Source organism: Streptomyces sp. NPDC007991 (assembly GCF_042958445.1).
Taxonomy (GTDB): domain Bacteria; phylum Actinomycetota; class Actinomycetes; order Streptomycetales; family Streptomycetaceae; genus Streptomyces.
Map to the genome: position 1 here is coordinate 376,493 of NZ_JBIBJD010000007.1, position 16,940 is coordinate 393,432.

The 16,940-nt window shown below is 67.8% G+C and carries 15 protein-coding genes; 10 read left to right on the plus strand and 5 right to left on the minus strand.

The features are described 5' to 3' along the window. Positions 1-135 precede the first annotated feature (135 nt). From ACFZDA_RS22355 to ACFZDA_RS22370, 4 genes are all read left to right on the plus strand, one after another. A complete protein-coding gene (locus ACFZDA_RS22355) occupies positions 136-1,113 on the plus strand; it encodes an ATP-binding cassette domain-containing protein (RefSeq protein WP_391084112.1) in 978 nt (325 codons plus the stop codon). A gap of 8 nt (positions 1,114-1,121) precedes the next feature. Further along, on the plus strand, positions 1,122-1,919 hold the full coding sequence (locus ACFZDA_RS22360; RefSeq protein WP_391084622.1) for an ABC transporter permease: 798 nt from the start codon (positions 1,122-1,124) through the stop codon (positions 1,917-1,919). A gap of 130 nt (positions 1,920-2,049) precedes the next feature. Beyond that, a complete protein-coding gene (locus ACFZDA_RS22365) occupies positions 2,050-2,604 on the plus strand; it encodes a hypothetical protein (RefSeq protein ID WP_391084115.1) in 555 nt (184 codons plus the stop codon). Between the two features lie 32 nt (positions 2,605-2,636). Next, a complete protein-coding gene (locus tag ACFZDA_RS22370; RefSeq protein ID WP_391084117.1) occupies positions 2,637-3,221 on the plus strand; it encodes a DUF6529 family protein in 585 nt (194 codons plus the stop codon). An 11-nt stretch (positions 3,222-3,232) separates the two neighbouring features. On the opposite strand, the gene ACFZDA_RS22375 is transcribed toward ACFZDA_RS22370, so the two are convergent. The 4 genes from ACFZDA_RS22375 to ACFZDA_RS22390 all read right to left on the minus strand — a co-directional run bounded on the left by ACFZDA_RS22375 (position 3,233) and on the right by ACFZDA_RS22390 (position 5,440). After that, positions 3,233-3,646 (minus strand): VOC family protein, encoded by a 414-nt coding sequence (locus ACFZDA_RS22375; RefSeq protein ID WP_391084120.1) that lies wholly within the window; start codon positions 3,644-3,646, stop codon positions 3,233-3,235. Further along, positions 3,643-4,227, minus strand: coding sequence for a dihydrofolate reductase family protein (locus ACFZDA_RS22380; RefSeq protein WP_391084123.1), 585 nt, complete (start codon positions 4,225-4,227; stop codon positions 3,643-3,645). The genes ACFZDA_RS22375 and ACFZDA_RS22380 overlap by 4 nt, the downstream gene beginning before the upstream one ends. A gap of 136 nt (positions 4,228-4,363) precedes the next feature. After that, positions 4,364-4,861 carry a transcription elongation factor GreA gene (greA, locus tag ACFZDA_RS22385; protein ID WP_086842376.1) on the minus strand — a complete coding sequence of 166 codons (498 nt, stop codon included), beginning with the start codon at positions 4,859-4,861 and terminating at the stop codon, positions 4,364-4,366. Between the two features lie 180 nt (positions 4,862-5,041). Beyond that, positions 5,042-5,440, minus strand: a complete 399-nt coding sequence (locus ACFZDA_RS22390) for a DUF4307 domain-containing protein (RefSeq protein WP_391084126.1) — start codon at positions 5,438-5,440, stop codon at positions 5,042-5,044. 147 nt (positions 5,441-5,587) lie between these two features. Between ACFZDA_RS22390 and mca the strand changes: the two genes are divergently transcribed. Together mca and ACFZDA_RS22400 are read left to right on the plus strand one after the other, a co-directional pair. Continuing rightward, the gene (gene mca / locus ACFZDA_RS22395) at positions 5,588-6,469 is read left to right on the plus strand and encodes a mycothiol conjugate amidase Mca (RefSeq protein ID WP_391084129.1); all 882 of its coding nucleotides are present in this window, start codon (positions 5,588-5,590) and stop codon (positions 6,467-6,469) included. Next, positions 6,462-6,746, plus strand: coding sequence for a hypothetical protein (locus tag ACFZDA_RS22400; RefSeq protein ID WP_391084132.1), 285 nt, complete (start codon positions 6,462-6,464; stop codon positions 6,744-6,746). Before mca ends, ACFZDA_RS22400 begins: the two co-directional genes overlap by 8 nt. A 101-nt stretch (positions 6,747-6,847) precedes the next feature. On the opposite strand, the gene ACFZDA_RS22405 is transcribed toward ACFZDA_RS22400, so the two are convergent. Then, positions 6,848-10,045, minus strand: coding sequence for a tetratricopeptide repeat protein (locus ACFZDA_RS22405; protein WP_391084135.1), 3,198 nt, complete (start codon positions 10,043-10,045; stop codon positions 6,848-6,850). A gap of 532 nt (positions 10,046-10,577) precedes the next feature. On the opposite strand from ACFZDA_RS22405, the gene ACFZDA_RS22410 reads away from it, so the two are divergent. The 4 genes from ACFZDA_RS22410 to ACFZDA_RS22425 all read left to right on the plus strand — a co-directional run bounded on the left by ACFZDA_RS22410 (position 10,578) and on the right by ACFZDA_RS22425 (position 16,883). Continuing rightward, on the plus strand, positions 10,578-11,840 hold the full coding sequence (locus tag ACFZDA_RS22410; protein WP_391084625.1) for a DUF3696 domain-containing protein: 1,263 nt from the start codon (positions 10,578-10,580) through the stop codon (positions 11,838-11,840). Next, positions 11,830-12,867 (plus strand): hypothetical protein, encoded by a 1,038-nt coding sequence (locus ACFZDA_RS22415; protein WP_391084138.1) that lies wholly within the window; start codon positions 11,830-11,832, stop codon positions 12,865-12,867. The genes ACFZDA_RS22410 and ACFZDA_RS22415 overlap by 11 nt, the downstream gene beginning before the upstream one ends. 17 nt (positions 12,868-12,884) lie before the next feature. Beyond that, positions 12,885-14,537 (plus strand): DUF262 domain-containing protein, encoded by a 1,653-nt coding sequence (locus ACFZDA_RS22420; RefSeq protein ID WP_391084141.1) that lies wholly within the window; start codon positions 12,885-12,887, stop codon positions 14,535-14,537. A 312-nt stretch (positions 14,538-14,849) separates the two neighbouring features. Next, positions 14,850-16,883 carry a DUF255 domain-containing protein gene (locus tag ACFZDA_RS22425; RefSeq protein ID WP_391084143.1) on the plus strand — a complete coding sequence of 678 codons (2,034 nt, stop codon included), beginning with the start codon at positions 14,850-14,852 and terminating at the stop codon, positions 16,881-16,883. The last annotated feature ends 57 nt before the right edge of the window (positions 16,884-16,940 follow it).

A 16,940-nucleotide genomic window follows, 5' to 3' on the forward strand; every position in this document is an offset into this window, starting at 1 on the left:
CGGGCCGACTCAAGATCTTTCGTCGCGCGGAGCGGAACGCGGAAAGCCTCATTGTGAGACGCGATGCATCGCGTTATGGTGTGTCGTGAAGCGTGATTCCCCTGTCCGGCACTCCCCGAAGACGCGGAGATTCATATGCCAGCCGCCATCCATGCCGAAGGGCTGGTCAAGACCTTCGGCGACGTAAGAGCCCTGGACGGTGTCGACCTCGACGTGCCCGAGGGCACGGTCCTCGGCCTGCTCGGGCCGAACGGCGCGGGCAAGACGACCACAGTCCGCTGCCTGACCACCCTGCTGCGCCCCGACAGCGGCCGGGCGGTCGTCGCGGGCATCGACGTGCTCGAGCAGCCCGACGCCGTCCGCCGCTCCATCGGCCTGTCCGGCCAGTTCGCGGCCGTCGACGAGTACCTGACCGGCCGCGAGAACCTGTACATGGTCGGCCGGCTCTACCAGATGAAGGCGAAGGCGGCGAAAGAGCGCGCGGCCGAGCTGCTGGAGCAGTTCCACCTCGCGGACGCGGCCGACCGCCCCACCAAGACCTACTCCGGAGGCATGCGCCGCCGGCTCGACCTCGCGGCGGCCCTCGTCGTCTCACCGCCCGTGATGTTCATGGACGAGCCGACGACCGGCCTCGACCCCCGCAACCGCCAGCAGCTGTGGGAGGTCATCAAGCAACTGGTCTCCGGCGGCACGACGCTGCTGCTGACCACGCAGTACCTGGAAGAGGCCGACCACCTGGCCCACGACATCGCGGTGGTCGACCACGGCAAGGTCATCGCCAAGGGCACCTCCGACCAGCTCAAGGCCCGCACCGGCGGCGAGCGCGTCGAGGTCGTGGTGCACGAGCGCGAGCACATCCAGGCCGCCGCCGAGGTGCTCGCCGGCTTCGGCAAGGGCGACACCACGGTCGAGGAGCACATGCGCAAGCTCACCGCCCCCGTGACCGGCGGCGCCAAGCTCCTCGCCGAGGTCATCCGGGAGCTGGACACGCGGGGCGTCGAGATCGACGACATCGGCCTGCGCCGGCCGACCCTCGACGACGTCTTCCTGTCGCTGACGGGACACATGGCCGAGGCGAAGAACGAGGAGAACGACGAGGAGGCCGTGAAGTGAGCAGCACCATGAGCGACTCCCTGGTCATCGCCCGGCGGAACCTGATTCGCATGAGGCGGATTCCCGAGATGATCCTCTTCGGGCTGATCCAGCCGGTGATGTTCGTGATCCTCTTCACCTACGTCTTCGGCGGCTCGATGAAGATCGGCAACACCACCGACCCGGCCGTCTACAAGAACTTCCTGATGGCGGGGATCTTCGCGCAGACCGTTACGTTCGCCACCGCGGGAGCGGGCGCCGGCATCGCGGACGACATGCACAAGGGCCTCATCGACCGCTTCCGCTCGCTGCCGATGGCGCGTGGTGCGGTGCTGACCGGCCGAACCGTCGCGGATCTCGTGCAGACGGCCCTCACCCTGCTCGTCCTAGCGATCGTCGCGCTGCTCGTCGGCTGGCGCCCCGGCTACGAGGACCCGACCAACTTCGCGAAGATCTTGGGCGGCTTCGGCCTGCTGCTCCTCTTGGGATACGCCTTCACATGGATCGGCGCACTGATCGGCCTGTCCGTGCGCACGCCGGAGGCAGCGACCTCGGGAGGCCTGATCTGGCTGTTCCCGGTGACCTTCATTTCGAGCGCCTTCGTCGACACCAGCCAGATGACCCCCTGGCTGCGGCACGTCGCCGACTGGAACCCGTTCAGCGCCACCGTCCAGGCGTGCCGCCGGCTCTTCGGCGACCCGGGTGTGTCCCAGTCCGGCGCCTGGCCCATGCAGCACGCGGTCTGGGCGTCGCTGATCTACTCGCTCCTGATCATCGCGGTGTTCCGGACTCTGGCGGTGCGCAAGTACCGCCGGGCGGAAGGCTGACGCCCGCGCCCGCCGCTCAACGGTCCATCTCAGTGAAGCTCGACGCGGTGGGGCAGGAAGCGCGCGAGAACGTGGGGAGTATGCGTTCATCGCCCTGCGAATTCGGGGCCCTACCAGTAGTGGAGCTGAGATGAGGCGTATGCGCCTGGCCATGCTGTGGACGGCCGCGCTGGTGTCGGTGGCTGCCGCGAGCGGTTGTTCCGATAATGGCGGTGGTTCCTCGTCGTCGTCATCATCGACGCCGTCGAGCACGGCCACGACCAGCGCAAACCAGAACACGAACCCTTACGCGTCGGCGAGCGGCGCGTCGTCCGGGGCGCAGGCCAAGGTGAAAACCGCCTCGGCCGGCGACCTCGGCACGATCCTGGTCGACGGGAAGGGCCGCACCCTGTACCTGTTCGAGGCGGACAAGTCGACGACCTCGACCTGCAAGGGGGCCTGCGCCACGGCGTGGCCGCCGTTGCTGACCTCCGGGAAGCCGGAGACCGGCGGCTCGGCGAAGTCCAAACTGGTGGGCACCTCGAAGCGACCCGACGGCAAGACGCAGGTCACCTACCACGGTCACCCGGTCTACGGATACGCGGGAGATTCCAAGCCGGGCGACACCAACGGCCAGGGTCTCGACCAGTTCGGTGCGAAGTGGTACGTCCTCGACGCCGCCGGCAACAAGGTCGACAAGAGCTGAACCGGCGACGACCGCATGACGAGTCAGCCGACATGACGGCCAGGACCGGTCACCGAGCCCCCCGGCGGCACTCTCCCGCGCGGGCCGCCGCCATCACACTGGTCGCTGCCGTGGCGGTGGCCGTGGCGGTGGCCATCTGGGTGACCGGCCGGCACCACACCCCGCAGTACGCGACCGACCTGTTCGGCGCGCAGGGCGCCGCAGCGATCACCCTCAAGGCCCGCCTGGGCAGCGCCCTGTTCGGGCTCGCGCTCGTCCAGCTTGTGCTGGCCCTGTGGATGTACGGACGACTCCCCGCTCGCGCGGCGGCGCCACGCGGTGTCCGCATCACGCACCGCCTGGTGGGATGGGCTGCCTTCCTGCTGTCGGTGCCCATCGCCTACCACTGCGTCCGCACCTATGGTGTGGAAACCACGAGCACCCGGGTCTTCCTGCACTCGGTCGCCGGCTGCGCGCTGTACGGGGCCTTCGTGGCCAAGGTCCTGGTGGTCCGCAGCCGGCACCTCCCCGGCTGGCTGCTCCCCGCCGCCGGAAGCGCCCTGTTCGGCGCCATCGGGCTGCTGTGGTACTCCGCCGCACTGTGGGCCCTCAACGGCTTCGCCGCTCCCGGTCTGTAGCGACGGCCACCTCAGGAGAAGTCCGCCGCGGTGATGCCGTCGGGATGTCCGGACGGCCACTCCACCAGCTCGATCCGGTAGCCGTCCGGGTCCGTGAGCCACGACGTCTTCGGACCGTCAGGGCCGCCCGGGTACTGGACGGGCTCCGGCTCCAGACCGGCTTCGGCCAGCGTCTTCAAGGTGACCGTCAGCGTGTCCACCTGGATCGCGAGGTGGTCGATTCCGCTGCCCACGTCGACGCGTCCGTCAGCGGGCCGGTGGACCAGTTCGAGCGAGGCCGCCGGTTCGCCGGGAAACGTGAGGATCACGAGGCGGCCGGCGTCGCCGATCTCGACCCTGCCCAGCTCGACATAGCCCAGGGCGGTGTAGAAACCGAGCGAGCGATCCAGATCGGTGACGCGGTAGGCGACGAAGAGCGTCTTCATGCGGCATCCCCGGGTCGGCGCACCCGGTAGCGCAGGTGCGTGACGTCTCGGTCGTCGAGCCGTCGGACGAGGTCGAGTTCGATGTGCCCACCACCGAGGTGGTCGAACAGCCGTCGACCCTCCCCGAGGAGGACCGGCACCAGGTGGATCTCCATCTCGTCCAGCTGCCCGGCTCGCAGAAACGCCTGGGCCGCCCGCGCCCCATGGACCATGACCGGCCGGTCCCCGGCGGCGGCGCGAGCCTGACGGGCGCAGTCCTCGACGCCGGTGACGAAGCGCGCATGGCCGGGTGGCACGTCCCCGTCGTCCACCCGGTGGGTGAGGACGAGGATCGGCACGCCGTCGTGATGGTCGCCCTGCCAGCGCCCGGCGAGTTCGAAGGTCCGCCGGCCGGAGATCACCGCGCCGGTCGCCAGCGCTTCGCGGTAGACCTGGCCACTCGGGCCGTCGGATTCCCGGTCGTCGAGCCAGTCGAAAAGCCGTCCGCCCTCGCGTCCGAGCTCCTGGCCTGGCCGGTCGTCCGGCCCGGCGATGAAGCCGTCGAGCGACATCGACATGTACAGCCGAATCGGATTGCGCATCCTGGCCTCCCTCTCCTCATGACAGGAAGACTTCGGGCAACCGGCGAACTCATCGGCCTCAAGCACCGCGCCGCATGACGATGCCCCCGGCGCCGCGAGGACGCCGGGGGCGGGTCAGGACATCGGTCGGGCCGGTTCAGCCCTCGTAGGGCTCGGCCTTGAGGATCTTCACCGAGGCCTTCTTGCCGTTCGGGAGCTCGTACTGCGCGTCCTCGCCGACCTTGTGGCCGATCACGCCGGTGCCCAGCGGGGACTGCGGTGAGTACGTCTCGATGTCGGCGCTCGCGTACTCGCGGGAGGCGAGCAGGAACGTCAGCGTGTCGTCCTCGTCACCGTCGAAGGCGATCGTGACGACCATGCCGGGCGCCACGGCGCCGTCCGCCGCGGGCGCCTCGCCGACCTTGGCGCTCTCGAGGAGCTGGGTGAGCTGGCGCACACGGAGTTCCTGCTTGCCCTGCTCCTCCTTGGCTGCGTGGTACCCGCCGTTCTCACGCAGGTCGCCCTCCTCGCGCGCGGCGGCGATCTTCGCGGAGATCTCAGCCCGCGCGGGACCAGTAAGGTACTCAAGCTCAGCCTTGAGCTTGTTGTACGCCTCCTGGGTCAGCCAGGTGACGTTCTCGCTGGTCTGGGTCACAGGTGCTCCTCGTAGGTACTGGGAATACAAAGCATCGCCCTACCCAGAAGCATGTTCCTTCACGGATGGGCGAAACCACGAGCCTAACAATTCAGGAGCGGAAGGGGGAGGACATAAGCCACCAGTTTCACGTCAACGCAGGTCAGCCGCTACGTATTGCAGGTGACCACGGGCCGGGTCTCAGCCGGTGTGGCAGCCCAGCAGCTCGGCCGTCGTCCCCGGGGAGGTCGTACGGAGCGTGACGACCTTGTCGATGCGGGTGGCGTCCCCCTCGAAGCGGAAATCGGCCCGGCCGACCTCGGCACCGTTCTCGGCCTGCGAGCGCACGGTGCAGTAGCCGTCGGCACCGGCGTCCTTGCGGACCTCCAGGTGCACCTGCACGGACTCCTTGCCGGGCTCGAAGCTGATCACCTCGGCGCTGATCTCGTTCTGGGCGACGTAGTGGTAGCCGAACCAGCCGACGAGCCCCAGCAGCGCCGCCGCGAGGACGGCGCCGACGATCTTGAGTGTGCGGTCGGCGCGCTCGTCCGTGGAACGGCCGTAGCGTCCCTCGGGCAGTCGCGTGCTCGCCGTACTCATGATCGTCCTCCAGACAGGGCCGGGACGAATGTCCCGCAAGGCGGCCCGGGACCGGGGCCCGGAATTATTCGCCCCCCGGTTCGGTCACTATAGAAGCCGCTGATTGCGCCGACGCACACAGGGCGCCGACTTACTGAGGAATGAGTCTTGACTGACCAGTTGCGACTGATGGCCGTTCATGCCCACCCCGACGACGAGTCGAGCAAGGGCGCGGCGACCATGGCCAAGTACGTGTCCGAGGGGGTGGACGTGCTGGTCGTGACCTGCACGGGCGGGGAACGCGGCTCCATCCTCAATCCGAAGCTCCAGGGGGACAGGTACGTCGAGGAGCACATCCACGAGGTACGCAAGAGGGAGATGGACGAGGCCCGGGAGATCCTGGGCGTGAAGCAGGAGTGGCTCGGCTTCGTCGACTCGGGCCTGCCCGAGGGCGACCCGCTGCCGCCGCTGCCGGAGGGCTGCTTCGCCCTGGAGGACGTCGACCACGCGGCCGGCGAGCTGGTGCGGAAGATCCGCGCGTTCCGTCCCCAGGTGATCACCACCTACGACGAGAACGGCGGCTACCCGCACCCCGACCACATCATGACCCACAAGATCTCGATGGTGGCGTTCGAGGGGGCGGCGGACACCGAGAAGTACCCGGAGGCCGAGTACGGCCCCGCGTACCAGCCGCAGAAGCTCTACTACAACCAGGGCTTCAACCGCCCCCGCACCGAGGCGCTGCACCAGGCGATGCTCGACCGGGGCCTGGAGTCGCCCTACGGGGACTGGCTCAAGCGCTGGGACGAGTTCGGCATGAAGCAGCGCACGCTCACCACGCACGTGCCCTGCGCCGACTTCTACGAGATCCGCGACAAGGCGCTGATCGCGCACGCCACGCAGATCGACCCGGACGGCGGCTGGTTCAAGGTGCCGATGGAGATCCAGAAGGAGGTCTGGCCGACGGAGGAGTACGAGCTGGCGAAGTCCCTCGTCGATACCTCCCTCCCCGAGGACGACCTCTTCGCGGGCGTCCGCGACAATGCCTGACATGAGCGCAAGCGCAAGCCTGGCAATGACGCACCTCGTCACCTTCGCCAAGGAGGTCGACGAGGACAAGGTCACCCCCGGCGTCCTCGGCTTCATCGTCTTCGCGGCGATGGCCCTGGCGGTGTGGGCCCTGATGAAGTCCATGAGCCGCCATATGAGCAGGGTCGACTTCACACAGGTCCCGGACCCCAAGGCCGAGCAGGCCGAGCAGACGGAGCCGGAGTCCGCGGACGCGGACGCGGAGGCCTCCGGCCAGGGCAAGCAGAAGCAGGGCTGACGCCCCTCCCGAGGCGGGGTGACCGCCTCTCCCCGGGAGGGCACCCGTCGGTGGCCGTCCGCCGCCGACGGGTGCGTCGCGCGTCCGCCCGGGGGGCGTCCCTACGCCTTCGACTCCACGGCCACGCCCATCACCTCCCGCGCATGCCGGTTCGGCACCATGCCCAGGCGCCAGGCCTGCCAGCCCGCCTCCAGGGTCACGCCGCGCTCCAGCAGCAGGGCGTACGCGTCGAGGTAGTCCTCCAGTTTCCGGTCGCGCAGCGGATGGCTCGCGCGGGACAGCTGGGCCAGTTCCTCCTGGGCCACGGCCGTGCCCACCTCCATGCCGCCGGGGGCCGCGTACGGCAGCAGGGTGCAGCGCAGGAAGCGGGCCCAGTCCTCGCCCCGGCGGTCGCCGTACGAGGTGAAGAGGCCGGCCGCCTCGTCGCACAGGGCCAGGGCCTGCTGGGTGCGGGCGTTGCCCGCGTCCACCACCGCCAGCTCCAGGCAGGTCCAGGCCTCGCCGTGGGCGACGCCGATGCGCTGGAAGTCGGCGCGGGCGTCCACCAGCAGCTGGCGGGCGAAGCCGGAGTTGCGCAGGGAGCCCGTCTGGGCCGCGCGCTGGTCGCGGGTGACGCGGGCCGAGTGGTGGCGGGCGCAGGCCAGGCCGTAGACGTCCCGCATCCGGGAGAACATCGTGCGGGAGCGTTCCAGCTCGCGGACGGCCTGGTCCAGGTCGCCCGTCTCCTCCAGGGCCTGGCCGAGGTAGTACAGCGTCCACGCCTCGCCGCGCGCGTCCTCGTTCTCGCGGTGCCGGGCGGCGGCCCCGCGCAGTTCCTCCACGGCCGGCGACGCGTCACCGGCGACCAGCAGGGCGCGCGCCAGCTGGGTCAGGGCCCAGGCCTCGCCACGGGCGTCCCGGGTACGGCCGTACAGCTCCAGGGCCGCGCGCAACTCGGCCTCGGCCCGCGGGACGTCGCCCATGCGCAGGCCCAGCTGGCCGAGCTGGAAGTGCGCCCAGGCCTGGCCGTGCACGGACTCGCCCCGCCGGTGCAGCACCAGCGACTCGTTCAGCAGGTCCAGCGCCTCCGCGACCCGGGCCCGGTCCCGCTCCACCGCCGCCAGGGCGTGCATCGTCCACGCCCGGTCCGTCGCCAGCTCCGGGGAGGACTGCAGGGCCAGCGCCTCGCGGAGCTTCGCCGACGCCTCCGTCAGATTGCCCTGGTGGTGCAGCGTGATGCCGAGCGAGCACAGGGCGCGGGCGGCCCCCGCGTCGTGATGGGCCTCCCGGTACAGGTCGACGACCGAGGCGAGGGTCGTCCGCGCCTTGTCCAGTTCGCCGAGCTGCCGTGCCGCGATGCCGGTGCGCCACTGCACCGAGCGGACCAGCAGGCCCTGGTCCACGGCCTGGGCCAGTTCACTGATCTCGCCCAGGCGGTAGAGGTCGCCGCGCAGCAGGCAGTAGTCGCACAGGGCGCCCAGCAGGTTCAGGACCGCCGCCTGGTCCACGCCCTCGGCGTGCCGCAGCGCCGCCGTGATGAAGCTCGACTCGTCGTCCAGCCAGCGCAGCGCCTCGTCGAGGGAGGGGAAGCCGTACGGGCTGAAGCGGTTCGTGCGGGTCGACATGTTGCCGTCGACCATGCGCAGCACCGAGTCGGCCAGCTCGGCGTAGTTCACGACCAGGCGTTCCTGCGCCGCCGTGCGCTCGGCCGGTTCCTCCTCGTCGAGGAGCCGGGCCTGGGCGAAGGCGCGGACCAGGTCGTGCAGCCGGTAGCGGTCGCCCCGGACGTGGTCGATCAGGCCCGCGCGGGTCAGGGCCTGGAGATGGCGTGTGGCCTCCGTCTCGTCGGTGGCCAGCAGTGCGGCGGCCGCGGCGGCGCCCAGCGAGGCCCGGCCGGCCAGGGCCAGCCGGCGCAGCAGCCGCCGTACGGGCTCCGGCTGGTCGGTGTAGCGCAGCCACAGGGCGCGCTCGACGGGATCGACCGGGCCGTACGCCCCGAGGTCCGTGGCCAGCGCGCGCGGGGAGCGCGGGCCGAGGCACGAGCCGGCGATGCGCAGCGCCAGCGGCAGCCCGCCGCACAGCTCCCGGACCCGGTCGGCGGACTCGGCGTCGTAGGGCCCGGACCGGTCCTGCGCCGCCGCACCCAGCAGTTCCTCCGCACCCGCCGCGTCCAGCGGCGACACGGGCAGCTGGTGCACCCGTGCGGGCAGCTCGCCCAGCTCCAGCGGGCCCCGCGCGGTCACCAGCACCAGGCTGTCGGACCGCTCCGGGACCAGGGCGCGGACCTGCCCGGCGTCCGAGGCGTCGTCCAGGACAACCGTGACCGGCAGGCCGGTCAGATGCTGGTGGTACAGCTCGCTCAGCCGCTTGACCTGCTGGTCGGGGGAGGAGCGCTCGCGGAACAGCAGCTGCTCGCGGGGCGCGCCGAGCCGGTTGAGCAGGTGCAGCAGGGCGTCGCGGGTGGACAGCGGGGACTCGCCCGGGTCGTCGGCGCGCAGGTCGACGACGCACGCGCCGCGGAAGTAGTCCCTCAGATCGTGCGTGGCGTGCACCGCCAGGGTCGTCCGGCCGCTGCCGGGCGTGCCGTGCAGGACGACCACCGTCGGCTGGGTCTCGGTGCTCGCCCGGGCCGCCTGCACCCACTGCCGGATCTGCGCCAGCTCGTGCCGCCGCCCCGCGAGCGGCTGAGCCGGTTCCGGGAGCTGCGCGAAGGACTGCTCCAGCACGTTGCGCCCGCGCGCCGCCGCGCTCTTGTCGGCGCCGCGCAGCCGCGGCCCGGTCTTCTTCGGCCCCGTGGAGGCGGCGAGCACCCGCTGCTGGTCCAGGAACGGCCGGATGCCCCGCACCTCCAGTGCCGTCAGCCACTGCAGCCGCAGCTGTTCGGGCCCGCCCGGCTGGCTCGCGGCCCCGGCCCGGTGGTGTGCGGCCGGCAGGTGCGAGCCGACGACCTTCACGACGGTCGCCGCGGCGCCCACGACCCCGACGGTCACGCCCGCGCCGAGCGCCGTCCCGGTGTCCGTGCCGAGGGCCAGGTCGGCGACGAGGGCCGTGACGGCCGCGACCCCGGCCACCAGCAGCGGTGTCCCGGCGCCGTCCCGGGCGTAGCGCTGGCCGAAGGTGAGCTGACCGGCCGCCGCCTCGTCCAGGGCGCGCGTGTAGGCCTCGTACTCCTCGGCCGCGCTCTGCGCCATCGCGTCGAGCGCCCCGCGCGCCCGCGCGAGCAGCACCTTCCCGTCCGTGCGCCCGCCCGTGCGGCGCACCTCCTCCTCCACGGCCCGTGCCAACAGCCGCTCGGCTTCGGCCCGATGACTGTCCCGCATGTCACGTCCCCCTCCGCGGCACCGGCGTACCCAGGTCGTCGTGCCGGTCGTTTCCTTGGTCAAGTGTGCTGCCGACGGCGCATCGGGGCGAGGGGGCGTGCCCGGCCCGATTGTGTGAAGACCAGGGCGGGTTGGCGTGCCGCGCGCCCGGCGCCCGTGCCGGCGGGGGCGCCAGGCCCGCGACGCCTGACGGGTGGGGGACCGGGTACTGCGGCAGGATCGCCGACGACCGGGGACTGGCGACCCTGGTCGACGGAGGGGCAGCTCGCTCTGACCGCAGCGCTACCGAGAGCACCCGGCAAGGAGCCGGCCAGGGCCATGGACCCGTGAGGTGACGGGTCGCGGGTCGCAGGTCGTTCTCGCGACGGATACGTCGGCCATCCGGCGCTGTCGATGTCCTGGGGAGCAGGGGAGAACCTTGAGTGTGCGAGGTCTGGAAGCATTGATCCAGATAGCCTGACAAGCCTGCGGACCACGCTTGCCGAGACCGACGTGACTTCGACAGGCACAGTGAGACCGGATGGGAGCCTACATGCCGTTGGAGCGGTTCTCCTTGGAGAACTACCGCTGTTTTAAGGACAGGCAGGAGGTTGAGCTTGGCAGAATCACCGTTGTGCTGGGAAGAAACAATGCCGGCAAGAGTGCGGTCGTGCGAGCCCTCCCAGTCCTGTCCACTGGCATTCGCACGGATTCACCTTATCCCCTGGATCTAGATCCGGCTCCGGGGTTCGCCTCCTCATTTACGGACCTAATCCATGGATCGTCACCACATGGGCGTATTTCCGTAGGGTTCTCCTTTCGGATGGAGGGCGGTCTACCCTTGGACGTCGACGCTGAAATTCAGAACATCGCTGACCAGGGAATGCAACTGATCTCCGGGTTGGAGATCTCGTATGGCTCGAATCGTGAAGAATTTTTCTGGGTTCCCGGCCCCGATGCCTATTCCTCAGAAAAGCGAACCTATCGGTTCGGCGGTCACGAAAGAAAACTTGCATTCCGCGGGATTCTGCCCGATGCGTCTGACTGGTCCGACTCTGTTGGGGGGATTGACAGGGTCTCGAATAGAATCCGCGAAGAGCTTGACGAGATTCGCTATCTTGGTCCGTTCAGGAAGAATCCAGATCGGTTCTTTCGAGCCTCGGCCAGAGCTTCCCGCAGTGTGGGCAGCAGGGGAGAGGAAGCGCTGGGCATGCTCGCTGCAGACGAGATGCGCGGCCGCGGACGCATTACGAGAGAGGTCAACCGTCTCCTGGCCGATATGTTGCCCGGGTGGCGTCTTGCCGTCACTGATGTCGGAGCAGGTATGTACGTTCCTCGCCTCTACTCGACGCGTGACCCGGATCTTTTCGTTCACATCGACGATGTCGGCACAGGGGTGGTTCAGTTTCTCCCTATGCTGGTCCAGCGTGCCTCAGATAAAGTAGATCCACCGCCTCACTCTGTGATCGAAATCGTTGAGGAGCCTGAGCTTCACCTCCACCCGTCCGCGCATGCAGCGATCGCAGACCTGTACATCAGTGCTGTACAGGAATCGAAGGTCCGCTTTCTGGTGGAGACGCACAGCGAAAACTTCCTCCTGCGTCTGCGTCGCCGAGTGGCAGAGGGGCGTCTGAGCTCGAAAGACCTTAGTATCTACTTCGTGGAACAGGAAGATGACTCTGCTTTCCTGCGCAAGATCGAGGTGGACCCTCTAGGGAACATCGATTACTGGCCTACGGGAATTTTTTCGGAAGACTTTGAGGAAGTGCGCGCTCTCGCGGATGCGCAGGCGAATCGGATCGAAAATGCGGATTGAGATTCCGATTGACCTCCTCAGGGATCGCGAAGGCAGCGAAAACGCAGAACTAGTCTTGAAGTTGATCTCGTTCTTCAGGGAAGCAAGGCATGATTGGGTGCTGTCCCCGCGTGATGTGGATACCGTCCACGAGTTTTGCCAGCGGCATGTACCGACCTTCGCTCAGATTTACCTTTTACTTGCACAGAAGGCCAGTGGCATGGCGCACGCCTGGGCGCCGCGCGGTGCGAGCGCAGGAGTGGTCAGGGTCACTGGGGAAACATTGAAGGACGACGTCCGTGACCTGGAGCGATCTGCAGTGCTCGTGGTCGAGAACGCGACCTATGACTGGCAGATGATCGAAGCGCTGGCGAATCTGCTGGGCTGCAAGGACATCGTCGAAGCTGAAAGGAACAATCGCCTGGACGTACACAACGGGGGCGGCAAGGACGGCGCGTGCCGTCTTGCCATTGATCAGGTCGCGAAATTCTCCAGAATCAAACGTGTGGTCCTGGTGATCGACAGTGACAGTTACAGGCCAGGAGAGCGGACCGATAATCATAACAAGGCCGCCGCGGTCGGAACGGAAGGTGGGCTCTCTCACGTGCTGAGATTCCGGGAGATGGAGAACTACATTCCCAATCGCGTTCTGGCTCGGCAGGCGAGGAAGTCGAGTGCGCAAGCAAGAGTGTCTCAGCGTCTAGAATCCCTCAAAAAGCTTTCCGCCGAGCAGCGTGCTCACTTTGACATGAAGCACGGATTTAGAGGGAAGTCAATAAGGGAATCTAGAGATTCGAAGAGGAAGCCCCGGAGCTCGGGAAAAGTTGGCACGACATTCCATGTGCCGCACAATCACAGCAATCTTTACGATGGGGTGGAAACGCGTGACCTCATCATCCTTCAGGAAGGATTCGGAACAGATCTGTCGAGCTTATTCTTACAGGAGGTGAAGGCTGGCGGAATATCCGAGAAGGATCTGGACGGCCTTGGACTTGGCGCGACACAGGAGCTGCGGTTGATGTTTGAGAAGATCCGGAACGTGATTTGACGATGGAGGAGGGCGAAGTGGACAAGGATATCTCAGTGGTTCCAGAAGTTCAGTTCCTTGAACAAGTGCTGGACTGGATTCGCCGCGGTGAATTGAGGGTACCAAAATTCCAACGCCCCTTCCTCTGGCGTCCGGAGCAGATGCTGCAATTGTTTGACAGCATGGAGCGTGGCTATCCGGTTGGGAGCCTTCTCATCTGGGAGACGTCTAAGCCGCTCGCGAGCCTTGACTCCATCGGCGGACGCAGGATTCCGCCGGTGCCAGAGGGGGGAAAGGTGGCCTATGTTCTGGACGGCCACCAGCGGCTTTCGACGCTTTTCGGAGTCCTTCATCGCGCAGCCGACGCACCTCAGTCCAACCGGCAGGAAGACTGGATGTGGTGGGTCTATCGTCCGCTCGACCGAGCCGACCACGACGGTGTGCGCTACCGCCATTGGAAAAGCGGCGAGAAGGCTCCCGAGAATTACCTGCCAATGAGGTCCGTGCTGCGAACTTTGGACTTTCTCGAGTATGCGCGCCAGCTGTCCGATGTTTATCCTCGGGATGAAGCTGACCGCCTTACCAATGAAAGTGAACGCATCGCGCAACGGGTGAAAAACTACAAGGTCTCCGTCGTGCGCATGCAGGGTGGGACGCTCCAGCAGGCCGTGGAGGTCTTCTCCAGGATCAACAGCAGTGGCCAGAAGATGCGTCCCGACCAGATGGTTTCCGCCCTGACCTACGGAACTACTGGACCCGAAACGTTGAGCGAAAAAATGGAGGAGATCCAGGAGCGGATTGCGTCCTCCGGCTTCGGGGAGATCCCGATTATGACGATCTTCCAGATCGTACTTGCGTTGTCTGGCGAGGAGGATGTGCAAAACACTTCCTGGGAAATTATGGCACGCAAGGTCCAGGGTCAGCTCATTGATGCGGTGGACAAGACTGATCGCACCTTGCAGGAGGTTGTTGATTTCCTTCAGGTAGAGACCAAGGTCCCGCTCGCCCGGCTGGTTCCGTATAACATTCAGATCATGCTGCTTGCTGTCTTCTTCCATTTCTCTGGAACGGTTGCGGAAGAGCAACGGAGTAAGCTCCGCGATTGGTTCTGGATCACCTCGCTCGCTGGGACGTTCGCCGGTGCCAACACCACACAGGTTCGCAAATTCATCGAGGAGATGAAGGCCTTCGCGGCGGGGACGAAGGAGCTAAGCTACTCGGGCGAGCGAGCTCGAGCCTTCCCTGAACGGTTCGATCTGCGGAGTGCGCGTGTGCGTGCCTATCTCCTATGGGATTTGCAGACTTTCCCGGAGCGGAAGAATCCTGATGGTAGTCCCATCAGTGTTGTTGACCAGCTGGCGAAAGCACATCGTGAAACCTACCGGCACATCATCACTCAGAGCAGGATCCGGGGGGCTTCAAGCCCTGCCAACCGCATCGTCATGGCAACGCCGCCTGGTATGTCAATCCGGCAGGCACTCATCAGACTCGCTGAGGAAGGCAAAACCGAAATCCTAGATTCGCATGGGGTCAGTCTCGCATCAGTCGCCTGCCTCAAGGCTGACGACTATGCCGACTTCATCGCTGCACGTCAGCACGAGGTGGCGGCCCGGGAGAGGGAGTTCATCGAAAGCCTGGGAATCCTCCCGTCCGAGCAGGAGTTTGGGGAAGCCGATATCGATACCGAGTGACCTGCGGAAGATCGAGCGAGGAGAGGCGTACCTCGTGCGGTGGTACCCGCTTCGAGGCGGCAGTTGAGCCCGGCCGGCCTGATCAGCAAGTTTACTTACGGGGCGACTCTCTCCATCGGTCGTTCATGGCGTCGTTCCCGATGGTGACTGCCAGCCGGAGGGCTGCCGCACTTGGCGGTTGCTAGTCAGAGAGCGCAGTCTTGACACGTTGAGTTAGACGGATCAAGCACAGTGCGGATCGGATCCGGCCCTGTTCGTGCGCTGCCCCCGCGCCGTAGGGGTGGTGTTCTGGTCCGTGCGTCAGGATGAGGTATGGCCAACCGACTCGCGCAGACCACGTCCCCCTACCTCCTGCAGCACGCCGACAACCCCGTGGACTGGTGGCCCTGGTCGGCGGAGGCCTTCGAGGAGGCCCGCAAGCGGAACGTGCCCGTGCTGCTCAGCGTCGGCTACAGCAGCTGTCACTGGTGTCACGTCATGGCCCACGAGTCCTTCGAGGACCAGCAGACCGCCGAGTACCTCAACGCGCACTTCGTGAGCGTGAAGGTCGACCGCGAGGAGCGCCCGGACGTCGACGCGGTCTACATGGAGGCCGTGCAGGCGGCGACCGGCCAGGGCGGCTGGCCCATGACCGTCTTCCTCACCCCGGACGCCGAGCCGTTCTACTTCGGCACGTACTTCCCGCCCGCCCCGCGCCAGGGCATGCCGTCCTTCGGGCAGGTGCTCCAGGGCGTCCACCAGGCGTGGGCGGAGCGGCGGGACGAGGTCACCGAGGTCGCAGGGAAGATCGTCCGCGACCTGGCCGGGCGGGAGATCTCCTACGGCGACGCGCAGACACCCGGCGAGCAGGAACTCGCGCAGGCGCTGCTCGCGCTCACCCGCGAGTACGACGCGCAGCGCGGCGGATTCGGCGGGGCGCCGAAGTTCCCGCCGTCCATGGTGCTGGAGTTCCTGCTGCGCCACCATGCGCGGACCGGTGCCGAGGGCGCCCTGCAGATGGCGCAGGACACATGTGAGCGCATGGCCCGGGGCGGCATCTACGACCAGCTCGGCGGCGGCTTCGCCCGCTACTCCGTCGACCGCGACTGGATCGTGCCGCACTTCGAGAAGATGCTGTACGACAACGCGCTGCTGTGCCGGGTCTACGCCCACCTGTGGCGCGCCACCGGCTCGGAGCTCGCCCGCCGGGTGGCCCTGGAGACCGCCGACTTCATGGTGCGCGAACTGCGCACGGCCGAGGGCGGGTTCGCCTCCGCGCTGGACGCCGACAGCGACGACGGCAGCGGCAAGCACGTCGAGGGCGCGTACTACGTGTGGACGCCGGAGCAACTGCGCGAGGTGCTCGGCGAGCAGGACGCCGAGCTCGCGGTCCAGCACTTCGGCGTGACCGAGGAGGGCACCTTCGAGTACGGACAGTCCGTCCTCCAACTGCCGCAGCAGGAGGGGGTCTTCGACGCCGGGAGGATCGCCTCCGTCCGGGAGCGGCTGCTGGCGGCGCGGGCCGGGCGTCCCGCCCCGGGCCGGGACGACAAGGTCGTCGCCGCCTGGAACGGGCTCGCGATCGCCGCGCTCGCCGAGACCGGCGCCTACTTCGACCGGCCCGACCTCGTCGAGGCCGCCCTCGCCGCCGCCGACCTCCTCGTCCGGCTGCACCTCGACGAGCAGGCCCGGCTCACCCGCACCAGCAAGGACGGCCACGCCGGCGCCAACGCGGGCGTGCTGGAGGACTACGGTGACGTGGCGGAGGGCTTCCTCGCGCTGGCGTCCGTCACCGGGGAGGGCGTCTGGCTGGAGTTCGCCGGGTTCCTGCTCGACCACGTCCTGGCCCGCTTCACCGACGAGGAGTCGGGCGCGATGTTCGACACGGCCGCCGACGCCGAGCGGCTGATCCGCCGCCCGCAGGACCCGACCGACAACGCCGCCCCGTCCGGCTGGAGCGCGGCGGCGGGCGCCCTGCTGAGCTACGCCGCGCACACCGGGTCCGAGCCGCACCGCACGGCGGCCGAGAAGGCCCTCGGCGTCGTCAAGGCGCTCGGGCCGCGTGTGCCGCGCTTCATCGGCTGGGGGCTCGCCGCCGCGGAGGCCGCGCTGGACGGGCCGCGCGAGGTCGCGATCGTGGGGCCGTCCCTCGAAGACGAGGGGACGAGGACCCTGTTCCGCACGGCGCTTCTGGGCACCGCGCCCGGGGCGGTCGTCGCCGTCGGGGCCCCGGGGAGCGAGGAGTTCCCGCTGCTCGCGGACCGTCCGCTGGTCGGCGGTGAACCGGCCGCGTATGTCTGCCGCAACTTCACATGCGACGCCCCGACGACCGAAACTGACAGGTTGCGTGCGGCCTTGAGTGGCTGAAGTCACGTATCAACGGAAACATGGTCTTTATCTGAACAGCCCCCGGGCTTCACAGTT

What these genes read in the sequence shown, in the direction of transcription:
- ACFZDA_RS22380 (WP_391084123.1), bottom strand. Translation starts at nt 4,227, where the DNA reads ATGCGCAATCCGATTCGGCTGTACATGTCGATGTCGCTCGACGGCTTC.
- ACFZDA_RS22415 (WP_391084138.1), top strand. Translation starts at nt 11,830, where the DNA reads ATGCGGATTGAGATTCCGATTGACCTCCTCAGGGATCGCGAAGGCAGC.
- ACFZDA_RS22425 (WP_391084143.1), top strand. Translation starts at nt 14,850, where the DNA reads ATGGCCAACCGACTCGCGCAGACCACGTCCCCCTACCTCCTGCAGCAC.
- ACFZDA_RS22390 (WP_391084126.1), bottom strand. Translation starts at nt 5,440, where the DNA reads ATGAGTACGGCGAGCACGCGACTGCCCGAGGGACGCTACGGCCGTTCC.
- ACFZDA_RS22360 (WP_391084622.1), top strand. Translation starts at nt 1,122, where the DNA reads ATGAGCGACTCCCTGGTCATCGCCCGGCGGAACCTGATTCGCATGAGG.
- ACFZDA_RS22400 (WP_391084132.1), top strand. Translation starts at nt 6,462, where the DNA reads ATGCCTGACATGAGCGCAAGCGCAAGCCTGGCAATGACGCACCTCGTC.
- ACFZDA_RS22410 (WP_391084625.1), top strand. Translation starts at nt 10,578, where the DNA reads ATGCCGTTGGAGCGGTTCTCCTTGGAGAACTACCGCTGTTTTAAGGAC.
- ACFZDA_RS22365 (WP_391084115.1), top strand. Translation starts at nt 2,050, where the DNA reads ATGAGGCGTATGCGCCTGGCCATGCTGTGGACGGCCGCGCTGGTGTCG.
- ACFZDA_RS22405 (WP_391084135.1), bottom strand. Translation starts at nt 10,045, where the DNA reads ATGCGGGACAGTCATCGGGCCGAAGCCGAGCGGCTGTTGGCACGGGCC.
- ACFZDA_RS22375 (WP_391084120.1), bottom strand. Translation starts at nt 3,646, where the DNA reads ATGAAGACGCTCTTCGTCGCCTACCGCGTCACCGATCTGGATCGCTCG.
- ACFZDA_RS22370 (WP_391084117.1), top strand. Translation starts at nt 2,637, where the DNA reads ATGACGGCCAGGACCGGTCACCGAGCCCCCCGGCGGCACTCTCCCGCG.
- ACFZDA_RS22355 (WP_391084112.1), top strand. Translation starts at nt 136, where the DNA reads ATGCCAGCCGCCATCCATGCCGAAGGGCTGGTCAAGACCTTCGGCGAC.